The sequence below is a fragment of the Bradyrhizobium sp. USDA 4516 genome, assembly GCF_054055915.1.
Map to the genome: position 1 here is coordinate 1,256,950 of NZ_JBSRXT010000001.1, position 22,883 is coordinate 1,279,832.

22 protein-coding genes are annotated in these 22,883 nt (G+C 64.3%); 7 read left to right on the plus strand and 15 right to left on the minus strand.

Features of this window, described 5'->3' with window-relative positions:
- Nucleotides 1-10: 10 nt before the first annotated feature.
- From ACVI1L_RS05910 to ACVI1L_RS05930, 5 genes are all read right to left on the minus strand, one after another.
- Nucleotides 11-2,350, minus strand: coding sequence for a Tex family protein (locus tag ACVI1L_RS05910; RefSeq protein ID WP_456782497.1), 2,340 nt, complete (start codon nt 2,348-2,350; stop codon nt 11-13).
- A gap of 121 nt (nt 2,351-2,471) precedes the next feature.
- The gene (locus ACVI1L_RS05915; protein WP_456782498.1) at nt 2,472-3,326 is read right to left on the minus strand and encodes an amidohydrolase family protein; all 855 of its coding nucleotides are present in this window, start codon (nt 3,324-3,326) and stop codon (nt 2,472-2,474) included.
- Entirely contained in the window at nt 3,323-4,369 is a 1,047-nt protein-coding gene (locus ACVI1L_RS05920) for an aldo/keto reductase (RefSeq protein WP_168855365.1), read from the minus strand. Before ACVI1L_RS05920 ends, ACVI1L_RS05915 begins: the two co-directional genes overlap by 4 nt.
- A 441-nt stretch (nt 4,370-4,810) precedes the next feature.
- Nucleotides 4,811-5,218 (minus strand): hypothetical protein, encoded by a 408-nt coding sequence (locus ACVI1L_RS05925; protein WP_456782499.1) that lies wholly within the window; start codon nt 5,216-5,218, stop codon nt 4,811-4,813.
- 20 nt (nt 5,219-5,238) lie between these two features.
- Nucleotides 5,239-5,553 (minus strand): monooxygenase, encoded by a 315-nt coding sequence (locus ACVI1L_RS05930; protein WP_456782500.1) that lies wholly within the window; start codon nt 5,551-5,553, stop codon nt 5,239-5,241.
- 81 nt (nt 5,554-5,634) lie between these two features.
- Between ACVI1L_RS05930 and ACVI1L_RS05935 the strand changes: the two genes are divergently transcribed.
- Nucleotides 5,635-6,213 carry a TetR/AcrR family transcriptional regulator gene (locus ACVI1L_RS05935; RefSeq protein WP_063790097.1) on the plus strand — a complete coding sequence of 193 codons (579 nt, stop codon included), beginning with the start codon at nt 5,635-5,637 and terminating at the stop codon, nt 6,211-6,213.
- Nucleotides 6,214-6,262: 49 nt separating this feature from the next.
- A complete protein-coding gene (locus ACVI1L_RS05940) occupies nt 6,263-6,667 on the plus strand; it encodes a GFA family protein (protein WP_456782501.1) in 405 nt (134 codons plus the stop codon).
- Nucleotides 6,668-6,816: 149 nt separating this feature from the next.
- Here ACVI1L_RS05940 and ACVI1L_RS05945 read toward each other — a convergent pair whose 3' ends face one another.
- The 3 genes from ACVI1L_RS05945 to ACVI1L_RS05955 all read right to left on the minus strand — a co-directional run bounded on the left by ACVI1L_RS05945 (nt 6,817) and on the right by ACVI1L_RS05955 (nt 8,796).
- Nucleotides 6,817-7,935: a branched-chain amino acid ABC transporter substrate-binding protein gene (locus tag ACVI1L_RS05945; RefSeq protein ID WP_038382395.1), complete on the minus strand. Its 1,119-nt coding sequence runs from the start codon at nt 7,933-7,935 to the stop codon at nt 6,817-6,819.
- An 85-nt stretch (nt 7,936-8,020) separates the two neighbouring features.
- Nucleotides 8,021-8,464, minus strand: coding sequence for a hypothetical protein (locus tag ACVI1L_RS05950; RefSeq protein WP_456782502.1), 444 nt, complete (start codon nt 8,462-8,464; stop codon nt 8,021-8,023).
- 86 nt (nt 8,465-8,550) lie between these two features.
- Entirely contained in the window at nt 8,551-8,796 is a 246-nt protein-coding gene (locus tag ACVI1L_RS05955) for a hypothetical protein (protein WP_253589218.1), read from the minus strand.
- 236 nt (nt 8,797-9,032) lie between these two features.
- Here ACVI1L_RS05955 and ACVI1L_RS05960 point away from each other — a divergent pair, with 236 nt between their 5' ends.
- Together ACVI1L_RS05960 and paaZ are read left to right on the plus strand one after the other, a co-directional pair.
- Nucleotides 9,033-9,224, plus strand: coding sequence for a hypothetical protein (locus tag ACVI1L_RS05960; RefSeq protein ID WP_229193261.1), 192 nt, complete (start codon nt 9,033-9,035; stop codon nt 9,222-9,224).
- Between the two features lie 116 nt (nt 9,225-9,340).
- On the plus strand, nt 9,341-11,368 hold the full coding sequence (paaZ, locus tag ACVI1L_RS05965; RefSeq protein WP_456785516.1) for a phenylacetic acid degradation bifunctional protein PaaZ: 2,028 nt from the start codon (nt 9,341-9,343) through the stop codon (nt 11,366-11,368).
- A gap of 8 nt (nt 11,369-11,376) precedes the next feature.
- On the opposite strand, the gene ACVI1L_RS05970 is transcribed toward paaZ, so the two are convergent.
- The gene (locus tag ACVI1L_RS05970; RefSeq protein WP_057017452.1) at nt 11,377-12,036 is read right to left on the minus strand and encodes a TetR/AcrR family transcriptional regulator; all 660 of its coding nucleotides are present in this window, start codon (nt 12,034-12,036) and stop codon (nt 11,377-11,379) included.
- Nucleotides 12,037-12,618: 582 nt separating this feature from the next.
- Between ACVI1L_RS05970 and ACVI1L_RS05975 the strand changes: the two genes are divergently transcribed.
- On the plus strand, nt 12,619-14,007 hold the full coding sequence (locus ACVI1L_RS05975) for an FAD/NAD(P)-binding protein (protein ID WP_057017451.1): 1,389 nt from the start codon (nt 12,619-12,621) through the stop codon (nt 14,005-14,007).
- A 94-nt stretch (nt 14,008-14,101) separates the two neighbouring features.
- On the opposite strand, the gene ACVI1L_RS05980 is transcribed toward ACVI1L_RS05975, so the two are convergent.
- Both ACVI1L_RS05980 and ACVI1L_RS05985 read right to left on the minus strand, forming a co-directional pair.
- A complete protein-coding gene (locus tag ACVI1L_RS05980; protein ID WP_456782503.1) occupies nt 14,102-14,899 on the minus strand; it encodes a MetQ/NlpA family ABC transporter substrate-binding protein in 798 nt (265 codons plus the stop codon).
- A 33-nt stretch (nt 14,900-14,932) separates the two neighbouring features.
- Nucleotides 14,933-16,258, minus strand: coding sequence for an O-acetylhomoserine aminocarboxypropyltransferase/cysteine synthase family protein (locus ACVI1L_RS05985; RefSeq protein ID WP_141340384.1), 1,326 nt, complete (start codon nt 16,256-16,258; stop codon nt 14,933-14,935).
- A 417-nt stretch (nt 16,259-16,675) separates the two neighbouring features.
- Here ACVI1L_RS05985 and ACVI1L_RS05990 point away from each other — a divergent pair, with 417 nt between their 5' ends.
- On the plus strand, nt 16,676-18,076 hold the full coding sequence (locus ACVI1L_RS05990; protein WP_057017448.1) for an LLM class flavin-dependent oxidoreductase: 1,401 nt from the start codon (nt 16,676-16,678) through the stop codon (nt 18,074-18,076).
- A gap of 41 nt (nt 18,077-18,117) precedes the next feature.
- On the opposite strand, the gene ACVI1L_RS05995 is transcribed toward ACVI1L_RS05990, so the two are convergent.
- Both ACVI1L_RS05995 and ACVI1L_RS06000 read right to left on the minus strand, forming a co-directional pair.
- Nucleotides 18,118-18,894: a MetQ/NlpA family ABC transporter substrate-binding protein gene (locus ACVI1L_RS05995; RefSeq protein WP_456785517.1), complete on the minus strand. Its 777-nt coding sequence runs from the start codon at nt 18,892-18,894 to the stop codon at nt 18,118-18,120.
- 28 nt (nt 18,895-18,922) lie between these two features.
- A complete protein-coding gene (locus ACVI1L_RS06000) occupies nt 18,923-19,717 on the minus strand; it encodes a MetQ/NlpA family ABC transporter substrate-binding protein (protein WP_456782504.1) in 795 nt (264 codons plus the stop codon).
- Between the two features lie 372 nt (nt 19,718-20,089).
- Between ACVI1L_RS06000 and ACVI1L_RS06005 the strand changes: the two genes are divergently transcribed.
- Nucleotides 20,090-21,040, plus strand: coding sequence for an aliphatic sulfonate ABC transporter substrate-binding protein (locus ACVI1L_RS06005; protein ID WP_456785518.1), 951 nt, complete (start codon nt 20,090-20,092; stop codon nt 21,038-21,040).
- Nucleotides 21,041-21,053: 13 nt separating this feature from the next.
- On the opposite strand, the gene ACVI1L_RS06010 is transcribed toward ACVI1L_RS06005, so the two are convergent.
- Both ACVI1L_RS06010 and ACVI1L_RS06015 read right to left on the minus strand, forming a co-directional pair.
- On the minus strand, nt 21,054-21,719 hold the full coding sequence (locus ACVI1L_RS06010) for a methionine ABC transporter permease (protein ID WP_141340380.1): 666 nt from the start codon (nt 21,717-21,719) through the stop codon (nt 21,054-21,056).
- A complete protein-coding gene (locus ACVI1L_RS06015; protein WP_076826954.1) occupies nt 21,709-22,833 on the minus strand; it encodes a methionine ABC transporter ATP-binding protein in 1,125 nt (374 codons plus the stop codon). The genes ACVI1L_RS06010 and ACVI1L_RS06015 overlap by 11 nt, the downstream gene beginning before the upstream one ends.
- Nucleotides 22,834-22,883: the final 50 nt, after the last annotated feature.

The following is a 22,883-nucleotide window of genomic DNA, read 5'->3' on the forward strand; positions in this document are numbered from 1 at the left end:
CCTCCGCGGCTCAGGTCGGCTTGCCGCGTCCGTTCTTCTCGGCCGCGCGGCGCAGCGCGTCGGCGAGCGCGCCGCCGCCGGACTGCTCCTGCGGCCGGCGCGGAGCCGACGACGTCATCTTGCCGGAGCCGCGGGAGAAATCGCGCGACGGCGCCGCATTGTCCTTCTTCGGCCCGATCTCGTCGTCAAGCCGCAGCGTCAGCGCGATGCGCTTGCGCGCGACCTCGACGTCCAGCACCTTGACCTTGACGATGTCGCCGGGCTTCACCACCTCGCGCGGGTCCTTGATGAAATTCCGCGACATCGCCGAGATGTGCACCAGCCCATCCTGGTGCACGCCGATATCGACGAAGGCGCCGAATGCGGCGACGTTGGTCACGGTGCCCTCGAGGATCATGCCCTTCTTTAGGTCCTTGACCTCCTCGACGCCTTCCTTGAACACCGCCGCCTTGAACGCCGGACGCGGATCGCGGCCGGGCTTTTCCAGCTCGCGCAGAATGTCGGTGACGGTCGGCAATCCGAACGTATCGTCGACGAAGGATTGCGGCTTGAGACCCCGCACCACGTCGGCATTGCCGATCAGCGCCTTGATGTCGCTCTTGGTCGCCTCGAGGATGCGGCGCACTACCGGATAGGCTTCCGGATGCACGCCGGATGAATCGAGCGGATCCTCGCCATTGCTGATACGCAGGAAGCCGGCGCACTGCTCGAACGCCTTCGGGCCGAGCCGCGGCACCTCCTTCAGCGCCTTGCGCGACTTGAACGGGCCGTTGGCATCGCGGTGCTGCACGATACTTTGCGCCAGTCCCTGGCCGATGCCCGACACCCGCGCGAGCAGCGGCACCGAGGCGGTATTGGCATCGACGCCGACCGCGTTCACGCAGTCTTCCACCACGGCATCGAGCGAGCGGGCGAGCTTGGCCTCGCCGAGATCGTGCTGGTATTGGCCGACGCCAATCGCCTTCGGATCGATCTTGACCAGCTCGGCCAAGGGATCCTGCAGGCGCCGCGCGATCGAGACCGCGCCGCGAATGGTGACGTCGAGGTCGGGCAATTCGTTCGAGGCGAAGGCCGAGGCCGAGTAGACCGATGCGCCGGCTTCGGAGACCACGATCTTGGTCATCTTGCGCTCGGGCAGCCGCTTCACGAGCTCGGCGGCGAGCTTGTCGGTCTCGCGCGAGGCGGTGCCGTTGCCGATCGCAATCAGCTCGACGCCATGCTCGATCGCGAGCTTGCCGAGAATGGCGAGCGCCTCATCCCAGCGCCGCTGCGGCTCGTGCGGGAAAATCGCCGTATGCGCCACCACCTTGCCGGTCGCATCGATCACCGCGACCTTGACGCCGGTGCGATACCCGGGATCGAGCCCCATGGTGGCGCGCGCGCCGGCCGGCGCCGCGAGCAAGAGGTCGCGCAGATTCGAGGCGAACACGCGCACCGCCTCGGTCTCGGCCGCCGTCCACAGCCGCAGCCGCAAATCGATGTTGAGGTGGATCTGGATTTTGGTGCGCCAGGCCCAGCGCACCGTCTCGGTCAGCCATTTGTCGCCCTTGCGGCCCTGGTTGGAGATCGCAAAGCGGTTCATGATCTTGAGCTCGTAGAGGCCGGGCTGGCCTACGGCCGGCTCCTGCGCCTCCGGCTTGATGGCGAGGTCGAGGACCTCTTCCTTCTCGCCGCGGAACAGCGCCAGGATGCGATGCGACGGCAACTTCGGCAGCGGCTCGGAGAAATCGAAATAGTCCTTGAACTTCTCGCCTTCGGTCTTCTTCCCGGTGCGGACGGTCGAGGCCATGATGCCGTTCGACCACATCTCCTCACGCAGCGCGCCGATCAGGTCGGCATCCTCGGCGAAGCGCTCGACCAGGATCGCGCGCGCGCCGTCGAGCGCCGCGGCGACGTCGGCGACCTGCTTCTCGGCATTGACGAAGGGCGTCGCGGCCTCGTTCGGATCGCTCTCGGGCTGCGTCAGAAGCTGATCGGCGAGTGGCTCGAGGCCGGCCTCCTTGGCGATCTCGGCCTTGGTGCGACGCTTCGGCTTGTACGGCAGATAGATGTCCTCGAGCCGGCCCTTGCTGTCGGCGGCCATGATCTGAGCCTCGAGCGCGGCGTCGAGCTTGCCCTGCTCGCGGATCGAATTGAGCACCGCGGTACGGCGCTCCTCGAGCTCGCGCAAATACGTCAGCCGCTCTTCCAGCGTGCGCAGCTGGGCATCATCAAGCGCGCCGGTGAGCTCCTTGCGGTATCGCGCGATGAACGGCACCGTGGCGCCGCCGTCGAGCAGCGTCACCGCCGCCTCGACCTGTTCGTCGCGAACCCCCAGCTCCTGCGCAATCTGATGATGAATCTTTGCCACGCCTGTCTCTCTGAAATTCCGTTGCGCCGCCGGATCACCGATGGCGCGGAGGTCGCTTATGAACCATCCCGGATTGATTCATCAAGGCGCGCTGTGGATCAAATTGGGCGCGGGCTGCAATCTATTTCCGGGATGTTGGCCGTCCGCGGCTTGACAAATAAACCCGCGCCGAATTGCCGCCGAAAATCGCAGCTCTTGCTTCACTTGACAAATCAGCAAGTAGGCACTCCGCGGCTGCGAACCAGTACGCATAGCCGCCGGCGAGGTTGACGACGGGCCAGTCGCTGCCCCACAGCATCCGCTGCCGCCCGAAACATGCCAGTGCATGATCGACGGCCTCGCTGAGATCGGCAACCTGCCAGTTCGGTGCCGCCTCGGTCGCAAGACCCGAGAGTTTGCAGACCACGTTGGATCGTGTGGCGAGGCTTGCGATGTCGTCCTTCCAGGCCGCGATGTCGCCGGTCGCAAGGTGCGGCTTGCCGAAATGGTCGAGCACGAATTGCAGGTCCGGATGGCGATCGACCACCTGAATGAGCCGCGGCAAATGGCGCGGCAGCACCAGCGCGTCGAAGACCAGGTCATGCCGCGCCATGGCCTCGAGCGGCGCCGCCAGTTCGGGGCGCAGCAGCCAGTCGTCATCGGCGATGTCCTGCACCATCGGCCGCAGACCGACCAGGAGCTCGCGCCCGGCAAACGCGTCGATCCGCGCCGCGGCATCGGCAGCGTCGAAGTCGACCCAGCCGACCACGCCGCGCACCTGCTCGGTCCCTTTGGCGATATCGAGTAGGAATACGGTCTCCGCTTCAGTCGGTGCGGCCTGCACCAGGATGGTGCCTTCAATCCCAGCCGCGGCGAGATGCGGCGCGAGATCGGCCAGGCCGAAGTCGCGGTAGATCGGCCCGCGCTCGGGCGTCAGCCAGCCGTAATCCGCGCGCGCCAGGGTCCAGACATGGTGATGGGCGTCGATCCGCATCATGCCGGCACCGGCGCATGCTGGTCGAGCAGCCCCTCATTCTTCAGGTCGCGCCACAGCGCGGCAGGCACGGGCGACGACAACGCGGCGACGTTGCGCTCGACCTCCTGCGGCGTCTGCGCGCCGAGCACGAGGCTTGCCACCGCCGGATGGCCGAGCGCGAAATGCAGCGCCGCGGTCGGCAGCGCCACGTTGTGGGCGCGGCAGACCCGATCGATCGCCGCCACCTTCTGCATCACGTCCGGCGGCGCATCCCTGTAATTGTACTTGGCGCCGGCAACCGCGCCGGTCGCCAGGATGCCGGAGTTGAAGACGCCACCGAGCATCATGCCGATGTCCTTTGCTTGCGCCAGCGGCAGGAATTCGGCGAGTGCGGGTTGCTCGAGCAGCGAGTAGCGGCCGGCAAGCAGCATGGTGTCGAACGTTCCGGCCTTGGCGAAGCGCACGCACATCTCGGCCTCGTTGACGCCGATCCCGATGCCCTTGACCACGCGCTCGGAACGCAACTTGTCGAGCGCGACATAGGCGCCCTCCATCGCCTCGCGAAACCGCGCCTCGATCGCGTCAGCTCCGTGGGTCCAGACGTCGACGTCGTGGATCAGCAGCAGGTCGATGCGATCGGTGCCGAGCCGCAGCAGCGACTGCTCCACCGAGCGCATGGTGCCGTCATAGGAATAGTCGAACACCGCGCGATGCGGCGCGCCGCCGGCGAAATTGGAGCCGTCGCCGCGGCCGTGGAACGGGTCCATCCAGCGCCCGACCTTGGTGCAGACGACGACGTCGTCGCGCGCCACGCGGCGCAGCGCGGTGCCGCTGCGGTGTTCGGCGAGGCCATGGCCGTAGAGCGGCGAGGAATCCAGCAGGTTGACGCCCAGCGCAAACGCCCGCTCCGCTGCTGCGATCGCAGCAGTGTCGTCGAGCCGTGCGAACAGGTCGCCAAGCGGTGCTGTGCCGAAGCCGAGAATGGAGACATCGAGCCCGGTGCGGCCGAGCCTGCGGCGTGGCAGTGCCGGGGAGCCTGGATCGGAGGATTGTTGTTGGGTCATTATGGCCTCCCGCCTGCGTTTCTTGTTAGCCCCTCCTCAGACTAGCGTCGTTGACCGGGATCGTGAAGAGACCTTGGCGGCCGACGCCGCGGTGTGGTCTCTCATCGCGCTCGCACCACATCGCTAAAATGCAATGCACAGCTTCACGTTGCCTATCGGCGGGGAATAGGCTATGGGAGCGCTCCGCAACTTCAACGCAGGAGGCGACGATGTTCAGGTCTGTGCGCTTCCCGGGTTCGCCGCGCGATATTTGACGCGCGTCCCGGGATCGGATCCCGGGTGAAATCGCAACACCCACACGCAATCGAATCTGCCGCGGGCCTTCGGCTCCGCGCTTGCGGAACTTTTGTTCATGACCTCGACGCTTCTGGTGACCTCTCGTCGCGAGGCCACACGCTCCGTGCTGCTCGAACATCAGCTGCGGAGGTATCATCCACACGTTCAGGGAAAGGTCCGCGCGCTGGCCATGCGGCACACGCGTCTTGCGGACCTTGCCGCGAGCTTCCCTGCGCTGCTATTCGCGCTGGCGGTCCCGCGAGCCGGGATCGCGTCGGCGCGCGCACGCGCATGCGTCATCGACGGCCGCTCGCTCGCGGACGCCGCGGCCGCGGCGGGCATTCCGCTGTGGCTGCGCAGATTGCCGCCGGAAGCATTCACCGCTCCGATCACGGGACTGCCCGATGACGAGCTGTTTCGCCGGCAGATCGCGAACCACCTGCCGCCGTCACCGAAGCTCGCGCCGATCTGGCTGAAATCCGTCGCGGCGGTTGCCGAGCTCGCCATGGGCCGGCGGCGGTCTGGATCGCGCGCGAGCTGGTCCCAGCGCCGCCGCGCACCCGTGATGCGCATCCGCCTCCGCCGCGTCGTTGCTAATCGTCGGCAACAATCTGATGGGCAAGGTTGTCGACCACCACAGGACTCTCGAAATAGGTCACCGTCGGATCGGCGCCATATTTCTCGCGGGCGCGGGCGCGCCACGCATCGGTGTAAAGCGCCACCGCCTCCACCCTCGAGTTCCAGAAATAGATACCGCCGGCCGTCATCCCGTCCTCGGACAGCAAATAGGTCTTTCGGAACAGCCCCTGAATGCCGCGATAGATCGGCGCGGTGCTCAGGAAGATGCTGCGGGCTTCCTCGCGCGTGATCGGCTTCGGCAGCTTGAACGTCGTGACAGCGGTAATCATCCGGATCTCCTCGGTTTCATTCTTGACATCATTGTCAATATTGACGATTGTGTCAACAATGACCCGATGGAGTGGATCGAAATGGTGGGCGTGCGTCAGTTCGACGAGGACGAGATGATCGCAACCGCGCTAGACGTGTTCTGGCGCAAGGGCCTGCACGATGCGACCATGCAGGACCTCGCGGCCGCGACCGGCGTCCAGCGCGGCAGCCTCTACAACGCCTATGGCGACAAGGAAGCGATCTTCCTGCGCGCCTTCGATCAGTATGCCGCGCAATTCCTGGACGCGGCCGGCAGCGCGCTGGCGCAGGGCGATACCTCGGCGAGACTGAGGGACTTCTTTGACATGATCATCGTCAACATGACGAACGGCACGCCGCAGCGGGGCTGCCTGACGACGCGCACCGCGCTGGACGCTGCCATTTCGAGCGCGGATGTGCGGCAGCGCGTGCTGGACGTGCTCACCCGGCTCGAGCAACTGGTCGGCAAAGCCATCAGCGCGGCGCCGAACAGGCGCAGCACGGCCGATGCAAACCGGCTGGCGCGCGTCATCGTGACGTTCACGCGCGGGCTCGCCGTGATGGAGCGCGCCGGATACAGCCGCAAGCAGTTGAGGGAGTCGGCCACCACATTCATCGATGCCGTGATTGGCGACGCCTGAGGCGGCGTCCTTGTCGCGGCGACGGCGTCATCGAATGGGAGAAACCAGCATGCAGGAACGGAACGGCGGCTGCCTGTGCGGCGCGGTGCGTTACACGCTCAAGAGCGAACCGCGGAGCATCGCGATATGTCATTGCACACATTGCCACCGGCAAAGCGGCAGCCTGTTTTCATTCAACCTCGTGATCCGCGAAGCCGACTACCAGCAGTCGGGCGAGACGGTGGTGTTCGTCGACAAGGGCGACAGCGGCCATCCGGTCCATCGTCATTTCTGCGGGCGCTGCGGGTCCCCTCTGCTGGCGAAGACCGCATTGATGCCCGGCAAGGTCGTGGTGAAAGCCGGCACGCTCGACAGCATGGAGGGATTGCAGCCGCAAGCCGAGATCTATACCGATCGCGCCGTCGCATGGCTCGCGCCGATCCCCGGCGCTGCGCGCTTTCCCCGGAACGTGTGACCGGATGCGCCGACCACGGGCGCAGCGGGAAACGATTCAGCCTGGCCAGGGTTGCCTCCGTTCCGATTGCATCGGAACGGAGGCTCTCGATTTTGACGCGTTTTCCTCACGCGAACCGGTATCCGCTTCGCTCGAAAACGCTCTGGCGATCATTGACCGGCCGGCAATTCGGCGTAGTTGCCGTCCTTGTCACGGCGGTACACGACGTAGTCGATCAGGGTGATGTCACCCTTCGGCGTGTAGCTGATCTTGCCGAGCACGGTATCCCAGCTTCCGGCCTTGATGGCCGCCGCGACCTTCTTGGCGTCGGTGGTCTGGGCACGGGCCGCGGCCTGGCTCCAGATCTGGAACGCGGCATAGCTGTAGAGCGTGTAGCCGTCGGGATCGATGCCCTTGTCCTTGAACTTCTTCAAGGTCGCGGCCGCGGTCGCCTTCTTGCGCGGGTCGGGCGAGAAGGTGAACAGCGAGCCTTCGGCGAGCGGACCTGCGATCGCGGCGAACTGCTTGTCGACCAGGGCGTCGCCGCCCATCAGCACCGCATTGACGCCCTGCTCGCGCATCTGGCGCAGGATCAACGCTGCCTCGGCATAATAGCCGCCGACATAGACGAAATCGATCGACTCCTTCTTGAAGCGGGATACCAGGGCAGCAAAATCCTTGTCGCCCTTGGTATAGGCCTCATAGAGCTTTTCCTTCACGCCCGCGGCGTTGATGGCGTTCTTCGTTTCGTCTGCAAGGCCTTTGCCGTAGGTCGTCTTGTCGTGGATGATCGCGACGTTCTTGGTCTTGTAGTTCTTGATAATGTAGGCGGCCGCAACCGTGCCCTGCTGGTCATCCCGGCCGCAGACACGGAACGTGTTCCACAACCCGCGCTCGGTGAATTGCGGATTGGTCGAGCCCGGCGTGATCTGCAGCACATTGCCCTCTGCATAGGCGTCCGACGCAGGGATCGAGGTCGATGAGCAGAAATGCCCAACGACGAACGGAATCCTCGCGCCTGCCATCTTCTCGGCAACCGACACCGCCTGCTTCGGATCGCAGGCATCGTCGCCGACCTCCAGCTTCAGCTTCTTGCCAAGCACGCCACCCGCCGCATTGATATCGGCAATCGCGAGATCAGCACCGTTCTTGAACTGCTGGCCGAAGCTCGCCTCGGAGCCGGTCATCGGCCCGACCACGGCAACACTGATATCCTGTGCCATGGCGGCGCCGGACAAGGCCAGGCTCGCGCCGAGCGCAAGAAAATATCCTCGAAGTGCAAACTTCATCACATTCTCCTCGATGGTCTCAAGTCGCCTCAATGCATCGCAGTCGACGAATCCGCCGATTGCAACGATCACCGGGGGCTGCCTTTTAAGCGCGAGACGATCGGCAGGCTCGGACTGAGGCGACGGGGGATTGGACATATGCGACATCGGGCAACAATGTGAAACACGTTGTCGTGCATTGACGTCTGAAATCGCCCGCAGCGGACGTGATTGGGCGGCGATGTTGGGTGCGCGACAGCACACAGGCTGGCCGAGAGCGCTGTTTGCGACGTCGCCCGAGATCGACCAGATGCCGGACGACGGCGCCGCGCAGCTCGGGCGTCGCGAGCTGGTAGCTGTCGTCAAGCTCCCTGATGTAGAGCGCCAGCAGACGCATCGCCTCGGTGTTCGCGGGCAACGACCGGTTCAGCATGTCCTCGGGATCGCGGACCAGCAGTGCCAGCGCCTTGCGCGGGAGCGTGAGACCGACGAAACGGCTCGGCGAGACCGGGACCACCATGTTGCCGACCTCCGCGCTCGACTCCAGCACGGCCTGCCCCGGGGCCCAGCTCGATGTCGCGGCCGCGCTGCGACGCGCGGGCGTTGCCGCTCGTGATGATCGTCAGCACAAGGTCGTCATTGCCGTCGAGCTGCTCGCGCGGCCGTGCGATCTTGAGGTTGCTGCACGCCCAGGATCCGATCCCGAGCCCAGGCAGCTCGCGCACATTGGTCGGCATGGAACGCGCCGACGCTCAGTGGCTCCGGATCGAGCTTCACGATCATCCGCCCGATCTGCTCGCGAAAGATCGGCAAGCGGTCGCGCTCGCCGAAATCCGCGGTCGAGAACCGAAACCCGGCGATATCCGGCGACTGCATCGTCACCGGCTGATCCTCATGGCGGCAGGAGGTGGCCGGTGATATTCGGCCGATTTGTGGCAGCATGACACCGCGCGTAAGCACGGTCCCGTGCTTACGCGTCGGCACTTTTGCTGCCGACAGGCGATGCTCGGCCGGATCATCCTGACGTTCTTGTCGGGTCTGAAATGCAACCGAGACCGAAATCGTGCTCGCTCGATATTGCCCGGTGTCATCATCCCAAGCCGTTACGCGGATTATAATTGACTGACCGGACGGTCAATAGTAATCCAAGCGCACGTCACGCAACCTTCGGCCACCAGAAGCCGCAACGGGAGGTCATCATGGTCAGCGATTTGGTGTTGACCGATATCCGCGCCGGATATCGCGTCGTGACGCTCAACGCCTTTCTCGAAAAGCGCGCGACGCGCTTTGTCGGACGAGCCAAAGCTTGAACGTTCGGATTGAACGTTCCGCCGCCAAGGCGAGACGCATCATTGATCACAAGTCAGAAGGTCCAATTGCGATGACACAGCCTCAATCCAGTGGTGCACGGACGGCGGGCAACGTCATGAAGCTCGACAGCTTCGTGCGCGGAAAATGGTCCGGCCCGGGCGAACCGGCAGCCGAGATTCACAGTGCCGTCACCGGCGATGTGGTGGCGGTCACCACCAGGAGCGATCTCGACATGCGCGAGATCCTCGCCTATGGCCGCGCGATCGGCGGCAAACATCTCAGAAAACTGACGTTCCACCGGCGCGCGGGCCTACTGAAGGCGCTGGCCGACTATCTGACCCAGCACAAGGACCGGCTCTACAAACTGTCATTCCACGCAGGCGCAACCCGCACCGACGCAATGATCGACGTCGACGGCGGCGTCGGCACGTTGTTCGCCTATGCCGGCAAGGGCCGCCGCGAGCTCCCGAACAGCAAATTCCTGCTCGATGGCAACGTCGAAGGGCTCTCCAAGGCTGGCGCATTCGCCGGTCAGCATATCGTGACGCCGCTGCACGGCGTCGCAGTGCACATCAACGCATTCAACTTCCCGTGCTGGGGCATGCTGGAGAAGCTGGCACCGGCGCTGCTGGCCGGCGTGCCCGTCGTGACCAAGCCCGCGACGGTCACCTCCTATGTCGCCCACGAGCTGGTTCGGATCATCACCGAATCCGGCGCGCTGCCCGAAGGCGTGCTGCAATTCATCGTCGGATCGACCGGCGACTTGTTCGACCATCTGACCTGCCAGGACGTCGTGTCCTTCACAGGCTCGGCCGACACGTCGCAAAAACTGCAGCGGCATCCGGTCATCGCGCGCGAGGCGGTCAGGTTCATCGCCGAACGGGATTCGCTGAACGCCGCAATCCTCGCTCCGGACGCCGTGCCGGGAAGTCCGGAGTTCGACCTCTTCGTCAAGGAAGTGGCGAAGGAGATGACGGTCAAGGCCGGCCAGAAATGCACCGCGATCCGTCGCGCGCTGGTGCCGTCGGCACAGCTCGATGCCGTGATCACGGCGCTGCGCGACCGTCTGGCCAAGGTCACGATCGGCAATCCCGAAAACGACAAGGTCAGGATGGGGCCGCTTGTCGGGCTCGGCCAGCGCAGCGATGTGCTTGCCCATGTCGCGAAGCTTCGCGCCGAAGCCGAACTGGTGGCCGGCGATCCCGGCAACTTCGCGCTGCTCGATGCCGATGCGAAGCGCGGCGCCTTCGTTCCGCCGCTGCTGCTGCATTGCGCCAAGCCGCTCGCCGCATCCGCAGTCCACGCGATCGAGGCGTTCGGCCCTGTCAGCACCGTTATGGGTTACGACGGTCTGGAGCAAGCGATCGCGCTGACCAATCGCGGCGGCGGCAGCCTCGTCGCATCCATCTACACGCACGACATCCCGGCTGCGACCGAACTGGCATTTGGCATCGGCAGTTTTCACGGCCGCGTCGCGATCATCGACCGCGACTGCGCGAGCGAGCACACCGGACACGGTTCGCCGATGCCGCAGATGGTTCACGGCGGCCCCGGCCGGGCCGGCGGCGGCGAGGAACTGGGCGGCGTCCGCAGCCTCCAGCACTACATGCAGCGCACCGCATTGCAGGGATCGCCGGCGATGCTGAGCGGCGTCACCGGCCGCTGGTTCAAGGGCAGCCCGATGCTCGAAGGCGACCTGCATCCGTTCCGCTATCACTATGACGATCTCGAGATCGGCCGCACGCTGGTCTCGAAGTCGCGGCAGGTCACGCTCGACGACATCGAGCACTTCGCGCATTTCACGGGCGACACCTTCTACGCCCATATGGACGAGGAAGCGACCAAGGGGCATCCTTTCTTCCCGGGCCGCGTCGCGCATGGCTATCTGCTGCTGTCGTTTGCGGCCGGCCTGTTCGTCGATCCCGACTACGGGCCGGTGCTGGCGAATTACGGCCTCGACTCGCTGCGCTTCGTCAAACCCGTCCAGCCCGGCGAACAGATCCAGGTGCGGCTGACGGCGAAGGAGAAGATGCCGCGCAACAAGCAATATGGCGAGGTACGCTGGGACGTCGAGATCACGACCGGCACCGGCGAAACCGCGGCGACCTACGAGCTGCTGACCATGAACGCGATGCGGGGTTAAGAGGCGCGTCAGAGCAACTCGGCCTGTCGGCCGCGGCCGGCCGATTTCGCCCTGCCGCGCGGCCGGGTGGCGCCGGCCGCGGCATCGTCGGCGCCAGCCAGCACGAGCTGCGCGACGAAACCGGCATATTCGGCGCGGGTCATCGGCCCGCCCTCGCGAAACCACATGTAATGCCAGTTCAGCATGCCGAAGACGCTCATCGTCAGCGGCTTGAGCAGGCGCTTGTGCTTCGCCGCCGGCACGGCGGCGGCGAGTGCGTCCGACATGATCCCGACCAGGATCCGCTCGCTTGCGAGCAGCGGCTGCTGCTTGTCCTTCGGCAACAGCTTGAGACTTGAGATCTGGACCTGATGTTCGGCGTCGGCATGCCGGTAGAGCTCGAGCAGGGTCGCAACGATCGTCCTGAAGCGCGCGACCGGATCGCCGGCCTGTGCGCTCGCCTTGCGGATCGCCGCCACCAGCTTCGCGAGGTGCGACGACAGGATATCGAACAGGATCGCTTCCTTGTCGGGATAATAGTGATAGAGCAGCGCCTTCGAAACCCCGCAGGCATCGGCGATGGTGTTCATCGACGTGCCGACATATCCCGATGCGGCAAACAGCTCGGCCGAGCGATGCAGCATCAAGAGGCGCTTGTCGTCATAGTCCTTGGCGCGCGATCGGGCCATGTCTTGTCCGTTTCACCAGGCGGCCGTTCGGCCATCGTCCAGAGATGTCTGTCAAGAGCCGCAAAGTTCCGCGACCGCAGCCCCGCCTCCGAACCGCTATTTATTGACCATCCGGTCGGACAATTCCATAAGCCCGGCGATCGGGCAACATTGCCCGGAATGAATTTTCCTGGCGCCGCGTCGCGAGAGAATCTCTCTGCTGCAAATCGCCTCGCCATGCGCGTCTAATTGCAAAGTTCGCGGCGCCGCCGAGTTTCGCGCGCGTCCCGAACAGGAGCGTGTTATCGTTCATCGAACGGCTCGGAATGCGAAGGAGGCTCTGGGTGCGGACATCCTCTTGGCTCCACGTCCTTCATCGCGCGGCACGCCGGCTGAAGAGATGGCAGCGGCGGCTGGCGCGTGCCGCCAACCCCGACGGCAAGGACATGCACGAACTCTTTCTGTTTGGTCCTCACGGCTGACCGCTCGTTGGCGCGACGCATGCCCAATCGAGACCGCGGCAGATGTGATCCATCGCCTCGCTGACGTCAGTCTGCCCACGCCGCACATGTCGTGCGACAGGATCACGCACAGAGCGATAGCATGACAGCTCCTCGAGCGCGTCACGTCATCATCGTCGGCGGCGGCGCAAGCGGCGTCCTGCTGGCGCACCAGCTACTGCGTCAACCGACGGACGATGTCCGTGTCAGCCTGATCGAGCAGCGTCCCGACATCGGGCGCGGTATCGCCTATCATACCGGCAATCCGGATCATCTGCTCAATGTACGGGTCGCGAATATGAGTGCGCTGCCCGACCAGCCGGACCATTTCTGGCACTGGCTGATCTCGCGCGGGGCGGACGCGCCGCTCTGCCCTGATCCCTATTGCTTCGTGCCGCGGCGCATCTTTGGTGACTACATTGCCAGTCTGCTCGAGCAACAGGCGTCCGATCAGGCCAACATCCAACGCCTGTCGATCGTGCACGGCAGATGCATCGCGATCCGCGAACGGCGAGGCGACGTCACCGCCAGCCTCGACGACGGCCGGCAGCTGATCGGCGACATCGTCGTTCTCGCAACCGGACACGATCCACGCGCGAACAGTCCGGGACATGCCGATCCCTGGGCAGCACCGTCTGCCGCTGCGATCGCCGACGACGCGACCGTCCTGATCCTCGGCACGGGCCTGACGATGGTCGATTACGTGCTGTCGTTGCTGCGCGACGGACATCGCGGGCCGATCGTTGCGATGTCGCGCCGAGGCCTTCTCGCGAAACCGCACCGCCGGGTCGACGCCGTGCACATCGAGGAGGCGGAGGTCCCCTTCGGCTCCGGAATCGGCAGCCTGCTTCGCTGGCTTCGCGGCCGCATCGACCGGCACATTGCAGCGGGCGGCGATTGGCGCAGCGTGATCGATGGGCTTCGCCCCCATACCCAGCGAATGTGGCGTGAGCTCCCGCTTTCGTCCAAGCGCCGGTTCCTCGAGCACGCACGCGCCTGGTGGGACGTGCATCGGCATCGGATGGCGCCGCAAGTGGAGGTCCGGATCACTGAAGCGATCTATGGAGGCCGGCTCACCCCGATGGCCGCAAAGCTGATCTCGGCCGAGCCCGACCGGACAGGCGCGATCGTCAGTTACCGGCGGCGCGGCGAGAGCAGGCTCCGTCGCATGCATGTCGGCGCCATCGTCGACTGCACCGGCATTGTCAAGGATCCGCGCGCAACCGCCAATCCCGCGGTGCGCAGCCTGCTCGAGCTTGGCCTGGCGCGCGTCGATCCGCTCCGCATCGGCATCGAAACCGATCGCAATTGCGCGATCATCGGTCACGACGGCGTCCCATCGCGCCGCCTGTATGCCGTCGGCCCGCTCACGCGCGCCGCGTTCTGGGAAATCAGCGCAATTCCCGACATCCGCAACCAATGCGCCGAGCTTGCCGCTCTGCTGGTTCACTCCGACGAGGGGCGGCGACTCGCATCCCTCGCGCGCGTCTAGAACCCCGTTCCGATGGAATCGGAACGGAGCTCCAGATTCCAGTTTTGACGCGCTTTCCTGCCGCGAACCGGCGTCCACTTCGCTCGGGAAAGCTCTAGCTGCCGAAGCCGGCCGGAATGAACGCCGGCAGCTTCTCCTCGATGAAGTGCTTGACCTCGGGTGAATTGAAGACCTGGATGAAGGCCTTCAGGCGCGGATCGTCCTTCTTGTCCGGCCGCGCGGTAAAGCGCAGCACGAGACCGTCATCGAGCGTGCGGTCGATCACCAGCGCCGATTTTGGATCACCGCCGGCCGGTATCAGATAGGTGATGTTGACGAGCGCAAGCGTGACGTCATCGAGCGACCGGTAGGTCTGCGCCGGATCGAGCTCGACGATCTTCAGGTTCTTGGGATTTTCGATGATATCAAACCGATTGACCGAAAAACCCTTGCCCGGCGCCAGCTTGATCAGTCCGGCGCGTTCGAGCAGGATCAAGCCACGCGCGCCGTTGAGCGGCTCGTTCGGGATCGCAACGCTGTCGCCGGACTTGATCTCCTCGAGCGACTTGATCTTCTTCGAGAACAGCCCGACGGGCGCGATCACGCCGACCTTGTCGACCTGGACCAGGTCGAAGCCGCGCTGCTTGTTCTGGATCGCGAGATAGGTGGCGTGCTGGAACAGGTTGGCGTCGACGTCGCCGCTGTTCACCACCTCGTTCAACGCGACCCAGTCCGACAGCTCGACGATCTTGACGTCCTGCCCCTTGTCCCTGGCGAGCTTGGCGGCAAAGCCAGCCAGCTGACCGACCGGGCCGGCGCTGGTCGCGATCTTGAGAGGTTCGTCCGCAACGGCGGCCGCAGTCATGGCAAGCAGCACGCCAGCCGCCTGCGCCAGGCGCAACAATGTCTTCATGGTCTCGGTTTCAACTCCGTCTTCAGGGATCGATCAGGCCGCCTTGCGGCCGCTGCTTCCCGCCTCAGCCTCGGCCAATGCCTGGGTGAGGTCGGCGAGGATGTCGTCGGGATGTTCGATGCCGACCGAAAGCCTGATGTAGCCGGGCGTCACGCCTGCCGCGAGCTGTTCCGCGGCGCTCAGCTGCTGATGGGTGGTCGACGCCGGGTGGATCGCCAGCGAGCGCGCATCGCCGATATTGGCGACGTGATAGAACAGTTTCAGCGCATCGATGAAACGACGGCCGGTCTCGACGCCCCCCTTCAGCTCGAAGCCGACCAGCCCGCCATAGCCGCCCTTCAGATAGAGATCGGCGCGGCGCCGGTCCTCCCCGCTCTGCAGTCCGGGGAAGATCACGTGCGAAACGGCGGGATGTCGTGCCAGGAAATTCGCGACCTTGATCGCGTTCTCGTTGTGCTGACGCAGCCGCAGGGGCAAGGTCTCGAGTCCTTGGATGAACTGAAATGCGTTCTGGGGAGCGACCGCGGCACCGAGATCGCGCAGCAGCTTCACGCGCGCGCGCAGGATGTAGGCGATCGGACCCAGCGGCTTGGCTGCCTCGGTCCAGATCGCGCCGTGATAGGCATCGTCCGGCTGCGTCAGCAGCGGGAAGCGCTCGGCGTGCGCCGCCCAGTCGAAATTGCCGCCGTCGATGATCGCTCCGCCAATCGACGTGCCGTGGCCGCCGATATACTTTGTCGCGGAATAGACGACGATCGCTGCGCCGTGCTCGAACGGGCGCGCAATGAGCGGGACGGCGGTGTTGTCGAGAATCAGCGGCACGCCGAGCGAACGGCCGATATCCGCGACTTCCCTGATCGGGAAGACGTTGAGCTTGGGGTTCGGCAGCGTCTCGGCGAAATAGGCCCGGGTCTTCGCATCGGTCGCCCGGCGGAAGTTTTCCGGATCGGCCGGATCGACGAAGCGAACCTCGATGCCGAACTGCTTCAGCGTCTGCGACAGCAGCGTCCAGGTGCCGCCGTACAGATCGGTCGATGAGACGATATTGTCGCCGGCTTGCGCGATGTTGAAGATCGCGTAGGCCGTCGCCGACTGGCCCGACGCCACGGCCAGCGCGCCAACGCCGCCTTCCAGCGCGGCCAGGCGCTCCTCGAACGCGTCAGCCGTCGGATTCTTGATCCTGGTGTAGATCTGTCCGATCGCCTCCAGGGCGAACAGCCGCGATGCGTGATCGGTATTCTCGAATTGAAAGGACGTCGTTTGGTAGATCGGAACGGCGACGGCGCCGGTCGCCGGGTCAGACCGGTACGATCCGCCATGCAAGGCGAGCGTCTCGACATTCTTGGTTTCGATCGGCATCTCGAAATTCTCCTGAAATCCGTGGACCCAGCATCAAAAGGCAAAGAATGATGCGCAGCAGCGTCCGCGACTGTCGAGACATCGGAGAAAATAGCGATGAGCGTGCTGGCGGCGCGTCTGATGGCGTCGCTAATTTTTCAGCCGCGGCGCCTGTCGCGTAACATTTGTTTCACTGCTCCGCCGGTTTGAACGGCTCAGTGGAGCTGATGAGTCATCTGCCGATCGCGCCTGCAAATCAGTACGCAATGTCGTGCATACCGTCATTTCGAACAGCACGACGACGTCGAACAAACGAATCTCTGCTGCGCCGGATCGAAGACAAAGCACGATTTTGATCCTGTCTTTCCATATAGAAAATAAAACCGCGCAGCTGACGTGATAAATCACCTCTCAGTCCTCAATTAGTGAAATTGCGCAATGACCAGACCAAAGGAACTTCGCTTCAACGCGTTCAACATGATGGCGCCGAGCCACAACTGGGCCGGTCTCTGGTCGCATCCGCGCGACACTTCACTCAACTACAACTCGCTCGACTATTGGGTCGACTACGCCAGAACCGCCGAACGCGGCCTGCTCGACGGCATCTTCCTCGCCGACGTCTTTGGTATCTATGACGTCTACGGCAGCAGTCCTGACACTGCGCTGCGTCACGCCGTTCAATTGCCGAACGCCGAGCCGACCCTGCTCGTCTCCGCCATGGCTTACGCAACGAAGCATCTCGGCTTCGGCATCACATCCAACCTCACCTACGAGCATCCCTACCAGTTCGCCCGCCGCTTCTCGACGCTCGATCATCTCACTCGCGGGCGGATCGGCTGGAACATCGTCACCGGCTATCTCGACAGCGGCGCCCGCGGAATGGGCCTTGAGGCCAACCGCGCGCATGATGAACGCTACGAGGCGGCCGAGGAGTTTCTCATTGCGAGCTATAAGCTATGGGAAGGCAGCTGGGAGGACGGCGCCGTTCGCCGTGACCGGACAGCGCGCGTGTTCACGGATCCGGCAAGGATCCACAATGTGCGGCACCAGGGACTTCATTACCAGGTCGACGGCATCCACCTCGCCGAACCCTCGCCACAACGCACACCGTTGCTGTATCAGGCGGGAACCTCGAAGCGCGGCCGCGCCTTCGCGGCGAGGCACGCGGAGGCGATCTTCCTCAACGGCCAGACCAGGCCCATTCTGGCCCGTGCCGTACGCGAGATCAGGGAAGCGGCCAAGGCGTTCGGACGAGATCTCTATGATATCCGCCTGTTCGCCGGCGCGACCGTGATCGTTGCCCCGACGCGCGCGGAGGCCAACGATCTGCTCGAGGAGTACGCAGGGTATGTCGATCAAGCCGGCCAGCTGGCTCTGCTCTCGGGCTGGACCGGCATCGACTTCTCGAACTATCGTCCCGATCAGGCGGTACAATATGTCGAGAGCAACGCGATCCAGTCGATGGTCGAGAATTTCACGTTGCGGAGCGAGCGGCCGGTCAAGGTCGGTGATCTCGCGACGCTGAGCCGGATCGGCGCACGCTCGCCATTCGTGGTCGGCTCACCCCAGGACGTGGCCGATGAGCTGATCGCCTGGGCCGACGAAACCGACGTCGACGGCTTCAACCTGTTCCGCCTCGTCGCGCCGGAATCACTGACGTCATTCGTCGACCTCGTCGTGCCGGAATTGCAGTCACGCGGAGTCTACAAGACAGCCTATCGCGAAGGCACGCTCCGCGAGAAGCTGTTCCCCGGACGCGGACCCTATCTTGACGCCACGCATCCCGGCGCCGGCTTCCGCCGCGCCTCGACGGCAGCGCGCACCGAAGCCGCCGAATAGATCGGCCTGGAAACCTCCTGGCGATGGGCGGTCAACGCCCGTCACCAGGTTGCGATGTAGGTGCCCTTGAAGCGTTTCTCGAGGAATGCCTTGACCTCCTCGGAATGGTAGGCATCGATCAACTGCTTGACCCAGGGCTTGTCCTTGTCCGCCTCGCGCACGGCAACGATGTTGACCCACGGGCCATCGGCCGCCTCGCGGGCAATTGCATCGGCGGCGGGATTGAGCCCGGCCTGAACCGCATAATTGTTGTTGATCGAGACCAGATCGACATCTTGCAGGGAACGCGGCAACTGCGCGGCATCAAGCTCGACGAAGCGCAGATGCTTCGGATTGTCAGTGATGTCGGCAATGGTCGACGCGACGTTGTTGGGGTCCTTGAGCTTGATCACGCCGTGCAGCGCAAGGATCATCAGGCCGCGCGCGCCATTGGAAGGATCGTTGGCGATCGCCACCCGCCCGCCATCCGGAAGATCGGCCAGCTTCTTGTATTTCAACGAGTAGACACCCTGCGGCGACGCAATCGTGTTGGCGACCTTGACGATCTTCCAGCCGGTCTTCGATATCTGGTTCTTCAAATAAGGTTCGTGCTGGAACGAATTGGCCGCGAGATCCCCGAGCGCGAGCGCCTGGTTCGGGATCACATAGTCGGTGAATTCGACCACCCTGATGTCGAACCCATGGCCCGCAGCCACCTTCTTGACGACTTCGAGGATCTCGGCGTGTGGTCCGGCCGTGACGCCAACGCGGACCGTCTCGGCCCTCGCGGTGCCGACCAGGAGCGTTACCGCGGCAACCGCCGTCATCAGAATACGCATCATCATCCCTCAGCAATTGGAGCGGCAACTACCAGCCGGGCAGCACCGCGCCCTTGAACTTGGTCTGGACGAATTCCTTGATCTCGGGCGTGTGGTAGCTGTCGACCAGGATCTTGACCCACGGCTTGTCCTTGTCGGCGGAGCGAACCGCAATCAGATTGACGTATGGCCCTTTCGGATCCTCGCGCAGGATCGGATCCTTGACCGGATCGAGACCGGCCTGTGTCGCATAGTTGGTGTTGATGACCGCCGCATCGACATCGTCGAGCGCCCGGGGCGCCTGGGCTGCGTCGACCTCGACGAATTTCAGGTTTTTGGGATTGTCGGCGATGTCGATAACGGTCGGCTTGAAGCCGACGTCGCTCTTCAGCTTGATTGCGCCCTTGTCGCGCAGCAGAAGCAGCGCCCGGCCGCCATTGGTCGGATCATTGGGAATTGAGACCTTGGCTCCGTCAGGAACGTCGGCCCAGTTCCTGTGCTTGCGCGAATAGACGCCGATCGGAAAATTGACCGTCAGTCCCACCTGCTCGATCTTGTAGCCGCGATCGGCTTTCTGGTTGTCCAGATAAGGCTGGTTCTGAAACGAGTTGGCCTGGATGTCGCCGGCGTCGAGCGCCGCGTTCGGAACGACATAGTCGGAGAACTCGATAAGCTGAAGCTCGAGCCCGCTCTTCGCCGCGATCGGTTTCACGGCCTCAAGGATTTGTGCATGCGGCCCGGGCGTCACGCCGATCTTGATCGTTTCTGCCGCGGCGGCGGTCGACCAGATCGCAACAGCGCCTGCAAGAGCGAAAATGGATCGAAGCAACATCTTGGTCTCCATGGAACTGAACTCGCTATCAAGCTCATCGCTCGCGCCGGGGACGAAATCAATGAAATGAGAATCCAAATTTTTCCCGATGACGAGTCGCCGCTGCTGTGGCCGCGATGAAAAGAGAATGGAGCCGGCCGGGCATCTTGGCGCAGCGAGCGACTTATCTGCCGATGCCGGCGGCAACGCGTAGGCCAAAAATACTTTTCTCGCTGACTTCGCTTGCAGAGAAAATTGCACTCGTTCGGACGGCTTCTCCGCGATTGCCTCCGGCGCACCGATTGCACACAAATGGCAACAGATCGAACCGGCTAAGGACAACTTGCCATGCCCATCTTTGCCCGCCCCATCCCGCAAGCGCAGGCCGCATCATCGGCGACTGCGATGTCGCGCCGTCTTGCTGTCGCCGCCATCGGGCTGCTTGCGATGACCTCGCTCGTTCGGCCTGCGGCCGCCGAGGAAATCCGGATCGGCTACCAGAAATCGTCGACGCTGACCGCTATCCTGAAGACCAACGGCGCGCTGGAGAAGGCGTTGGCGCCGCTCGGCATCACCGTGTCGTGGCACGAGTTCACCAGCGGCCTGCCGCTGCTCGAGGCCATCAATGTCGGCAGCATCGATTTCGGAGCCGACGTCGCCGACACCGTGCCGATCTTCGCCCAGGCCGCCGGCGCCAAGCTCGCTTACGTCGCCGAGGAAGCCGCTTCTCCATCGGCGCAGGCGATCCTGGTGCCCAAGGATTCCGCAATCAAAGCGCCGGCCGATCTCAAGGGCAAGAAGGTCGCGGTCACCAAGGGCGCGGGCAGCCACTTCCTGCTGCTAGCGGTACTTGCCAAGGCCGGACTGTCCTTCAAGGACATCACGCCGGCCTATCTGACGCCGGCCGATGGCCGCGCGGCATTCGTCAGCGGCAATGTCGACGCCTGGGTCGCCTGGGATCCGTTCCTCAGCAGCGCGCAACGCCAGTCCGGCGCGCGCATCCTGACCGACGGCAGCGGCGGGCTCGCCAACTACAAGCGTTACTATCTTGCCTCGGCCGCGATCGCCGAAAAGCGGGCCGATGCACTGAATGTCATCTTTGCCAGGTTGGTGGAAACCGGCACCTGGATCAAAGCCAATCCGAACGAGGCCGCGGCGCTGCTCGCCGGCCTGTGGGGCATCGACGCCGCCACGGTGGAGGAGGCCAACAGCCATCGCTCCTACAAGGTCGGCGTGGTCACCGCGGCCGGCCTTTCCGAGCAGCAGAAGATCGCCGATACCTTCACGGCGGAAGGTCTGCTGCCACGCAAGATCGATACCGGCGACGTCAAGATCTGGGCACCGAAGGGATCGTGACGCCACCGCGCCTTTAGCGATGACGCAGGCGGCGGTTGACGCGGCGCGCCAGATAGTCGCCGGCGGTCTGCACGGTCTGAACCAGCGCGATCAAAACGACGACGACCGCCAGCATCATTTCGGGCATGAAGCGCTGATAGCCATAGCGAATGCCGAGGTCGCCGAGGCCGCCGCCTCCGACGGCCCCGACCATTGCGGAGTAGCCGAGCAGGCTGACCACCGCGAGTGTCAAGGCCAGCACCAGGCCCGGCAACGCCTCCGGGATCAAGACCTTGAACACGATCTGCAACGGGCTTGCACCGAACGAGGACGCCGTCTCGATCAGACCGGCATCGACCTCGCGGATCGCCGCCTCGACCAGACGGGCAATGAACGGCGTTGCCGCGATGGTGAGCGGCACGATTGCCGCGCCCGATCCGATCGAGGTGCCGGCAATCAGCCGCGTGAAAGGAATGATCGCAACCACCAGGATGATGAACGGCGTCGAGCGGGCCGCATTGACGATGACGCCGAGCACGCCATTGGCTGGCGGCGCGGCGAACAGCTCCCCTTTCCGGCTGGTCGCCAGGAAGACGCCAAGCGGAAGGCCCAGCGCGGTCGCAACCAGCGCAGCCACCGAGACCATGAAAAGGCTCTCGCCCGTGGCCTGAACGATCAGGTTGATGAGTTCACGCGACATAGCCGAGACGCTCCACCAGAATGTCATGCTGAGAAAGATAGGCCAGGGCCTGCCTGGCCGTGGCTTCACCGCCGGGAATGCCAAGGATTAGCGAGCCCACGTGCTGGCCGCCGATCTCATCGATGCGGGCCGATAGCAGCGCCACGTCATGGGACAGTTCGCGCGAAAGCCGCGCCACGACGGTGTCGCCGGCTTCAGTACCGCGCACCTGCACGCGAAGGACCGTCTGCCCGCCGGCAACCGGCTGTGGCGAAAGGCGGCTCGCCAGCGAGACCGGAACACTGTCCCCGATCACCTCGGAAAGGAACGCCTGCGTGACCGGATGCTGGGGATGCGTGAAGATTTCCGCGACATGGCCGCGTTCGACGACCTGGCCGCCGTCGATCACCGCGACTTCCTTGGCGAGTTGGCGGACCACCGACATCTCGTGGGTGATCAACACGATCGTGACCCCGAGTTCACGATTGATGTTGGCCAGCAGGTCCAGAATCGCGCGCGTGGTCTGCGGATCGAGCGCCGACGTCGCCTCGTCGGACAGCAGCACATTCGGCCGAGTCGCCAGCGCGCGGGCGATGCCGATGCGCTGCTTCTGGCCGCCGGACAATTCCGAGGGATAACGATCGTATTTGTCGGCAATGCCGACGAGCTCGAGCAGCTCGGCCACACGGACGGCGATGTCGGCCCTGGACCAGCCGGCGATCTCGAGCGGCAAGGCGATATTGTCCGCCGCCGTCCGCGACGACAGCAGGTTGAAGTGCTGGAAGATCATGCCGATCGAGCGCTGCGCCAGGCGCAGCTCGCGACCGGCAAGCGCCGAGATCTCGCTGTTATCGACGACGACGCGGCCGCTCGACGGCTTCTCAAGCCCGTTGATGAGGCGGACGAGGCTCGATTTGCCAGCGCCGGAGCGGCCGATCACGCCGGTGATCGAGCCGCGCGGGATCGCGAAGTCGATCGCCTGCAAGGCATGCACGCTCGGCTTGCCGCGATAGGCCGGATAGACCTTCGAGACCGCCTCGAAGCGGATCATGGCTTCGCTCGCGTTGGAAGCGAGCGGAATGGACGGCAGCGGCGCAACATGCTGCGCCGTCGTCAGGGATTGATGTACATTCATTCAGTCGGTCCAATTGGGAAATGGCTTCGGTCGCCGGGCACAGCCCGGGC

Coding starts and splice junctions, on each gene's coding strand:
- ACVI1L_RS05915 (WP_456782498.1), bottom strand. CDS start 3,326: ATGATGCGGATCGACGCCCATCACCATGTCTGGACCCTGGCGCGCGCG.
- ACVI1L_RS05920 (WP_168855365.1), bottom strand. CDS start 4,369: ATGACCCAACAACAATCCTCCGATCCAGGCTCCCCGGCACTGCCACGC.
- ACVI1L_RS05925 (WP_456782499.1), bottom strand. CDS start 5,218: ATGCGCATCACGGGTGCGCGGCGGCGCTGGGACCAGCTCGCGCGCGAT.
- ACVI1L_RS05930 (WP_456782500.1), bottom strand. CDS start 5,553: ATGATTACCGCTGTCACGACGTTCAAGCTGCCGAAGCCGATCACGCGC.
- ACVI1L_RS05935 (WP_063790097.1), top strand. CDS start 5,635: ATGGTGGGCGTGCGTCAGTTCGACGAGGACGAGATGATCGCAACCGCG.
- ACVI1L_RS05940 (WP_456782501.1), top strand. CDS start 6,263: ATGCAGGAACGGAACGGCGGCTGCCTGTGCGGCGCGGTGCGTTACACG.
- ACVI1L_RS05945 (WP_038382395.1), bottom strand. CDS start 7,935: ATGAAGTTTGCACTTCGAGGATATTTTCTTGCGCTCGGCGCGAGCCTG.
- paaZ (WP_456785516.1), top strand. CDS start 9,341: ATGAAGCTCGACAGCTTCGTGCGCGGAAAATGGTCCGGCCCGGGCGAA.
- ACVI1L_RS05970 (WP_057017452.1), bottom strand. CDS start 12,036: ATGGCCCGATCGCGCGCCAAGGACTATGACGACAAGCGCCTCTTGATG.
- ACVI1L_RS05975 (WP_057017451.1), top strand. CDS start 12,619: ATGACAGCTCCTCGAGCGCGTCACGTCATCATCGTCGGCGGCGGCGCA.
- ACVI1L_RS05980 (WP_456782503.1), bottom strand. CDS start 14,899: ATGAAGACATTGTTGCGCCTGGCGCAGGCGGCTGGCGTGCTGCTTGCC.
- ACVI1L_RS05985 (WP_141340384.1), bottom strand. CDS start 16,258: ATGCCGATCGAAACCAAGAATGTCGAGACGCTCGCCTTGCATGGCGGA.
- ACVI1L_RS05990 (WP_057017448.1), top strand. CDS start 16,676: ATGACCAGACCAAAGGAACTTCGCTTCAACGCGTTCAACATGATGGCG.
- ACVI1L_RS05995 (WP_456785517.1), bottom strand. CDS start 18,894: ATGCGTATTCTGATGACGGCGGTTGCCGCGGTAACGCTCCTGGTCGGC.
- ACVI1L_RS06000 (WP_456782504.1), bottom strand. CDS start 19,717: ATGGAGACCAAGATGTTGCTTCGATCCATTTTCGCTCTTGCAGGCGCT.
- ACVI1L_RS06005 (WP_456785518.1), top strand. CDS start 20,090: ATGTCGCGCCGTCTTGCTGTCGCCGCCATCGGGCTGCTTGCGATGACC.
- ACVI1L_RS06010 (WP_141340380.1), bottom strand. CDS start 21,719: ATGTCGCGTGAACTCATCAACCTGATCGTTCAGGCCACGGGCGAGAGC.
- ACVI1L_RS06015 (WP_076826954.1), bottom strand. CDS start 22,833: ATGAATGTACATCAATCCCTGACGACGGCGCAGCATGTTGCGCCGCTG.